The sequence below is a fragment of the Sphingobium terrigena genome, from assembly GCF_003591655.1.
Classification (GTDB): domain Bacteria; phylum Pseudomonadota; class Alphaproteobacteria; order Sphingomonadales; family Sphingomonadaceae; genus Sphingobium; species Sphingobium terrigena.
Genome location: NZ_QVRA01000078.1, coordinates 1 through 1,576 on the forward strand (window position 1 = coordinate 1; position 1,576 = coordinate 1,576).

The following is a 1,576-nucleotide window of genomic DNA, read 5'->3' on the forward strand; positions in this document are numbered from 1 at the left end:
GTATGCATCCGGTGAAATACGCAGATCAGGCCGCTTGGCGTTGATCGTCTGTGACGCGCCAGTTCCAGGGAAGCAGTTCGTGGAGCCGGCTCTGTGGGATGTCGGCGATGCGGCTGAGCACATCGGCGAGCCAAGCCTGCGGATCGATGTCGTTAAGCTTCGCCGTGCCGATGAGGCTCAGCATGAAGGCGGTGCGCTGACCTCCGCGGTCTGAACCAGCGAAGAGCCAGGATTTTCTTCCAAGTGCTATGCCTCTGAGTGCCCGTTCCGCCGCATTGTTCGTCAGGCATATACGGCCATCGTCGAGGAAGGCGGTAAATGCAGGCCATGCCTTGAGCATATAATCCATGGCCTCAGCCACATCGTTGTTCTTCGATAGCTTCGACCGGTTCTCCCGCATCCATTGTTCCAGATCGGCAACAAGCGGTGCGCTGTGCTCCTGCCGAAGGGCAAGGCGCTCCTGTGCAGGTCTGCCGTTAATGGCGCGCTCGATGTCGAAGATCGCGTCGATACGGCAGACCGCTTCCACTGCCAGCGGCGAGATGGCGGCCTTTTTGCGGCGCTTCTTGAGCTGCGCGGCAATATCGGCCAGCTCGAAGAAATAGCGGCGCGCATGGCTCCAGCACAGGGCGCGGGTCAGCGGCGCCGGCAGGCGGTCGCCATGGAACAGGGCATTATAGCCGGCATAGGCATCAGCCTGAAGAATGCCTCTCCAACCGCGCAGATGGCCCACAGGATGCTCGCCCCGCCGGTCGCGGGAATAATGGAAGATCGCTGCGGGCGGTGCCGGTCCGCCAAAAGGTCGATCATCCCGAACATAGGTCCAGATCCGGCCCGTATCGGTCTTGGTCTTGGCCAGCACTGGCACTGTCGTATCATCGCCATGCAGCCGCTCTGCGGCCAGGACATGCGCCTCGATCAACAAATAGAGCGGCGTCAGCGCAGCGGTGCAGGTGCCGACCTGATCGGCCAGGGTCGAAAGGCTCAGTTCCACGCCCTCACGGGCATAGCGATCGCGCTGGCGGTTGAGCGGCTGATGCGCGCCGAACTTCTCGAACAACAGCATCGCCAGGAAGCTGGGGCCAAATAGCCCGCGGGGCGTCACATGGAACGGCGCTGGCGGTTGGGTGATCTTCTCACAATCCCGGCAGGAGAACTTCTCCCGCACGGTCTGGATCACCTTCCACTGGCGCGGCACGACCTCAAGTGTCTCGGTGATATCCTCACCCAGCTTGCACAGCCGATCCGAGCCGCAGCATGGGCAGGCATCGGGCGAAGCGATTACAACGCGCTCGCGTGGCAGATGTTCGGGCAAGGGCTTGCGCGCGGGCCGCTTGCGTTCAAACGGTGCGACGTTGGTCTTCGCCGCTGCCAACGCGGCCAACGCCTCGTCTTCGCTGGCAGCGGTCTCGCACTCCTCGAACGTCAGCTCCATCTGGTCGAGCAGATGGCGCGTGCGTTCGGATCGCTGACCAAAAAGGGTGCGGCGCATCTTCTCGTTCTGCAGTTCGAGAAGGGCGTTGCGGGCTTCCAGGTCGGCGTTGATCGCCTTGATCCGGGCCACTTCAGCGGCGAC

Annotated in this window: 1 protein-coding gene; it reads right to left on the reverse strand. The window is 62.6% G+C overall.

Annotated elements, in window-relative coordinates:
* Nucleotides 1-25: 25 nt before the first annotated feature.
* Nucleotides 26-1,576 (reverse strand): IS66 family transposase (tnpC, locus tag D0Z70_RS24400; RefSeq protein ID WP_119750790.1); only part of this gene is annotated, 1,551 nt, incomplete at its 5' end.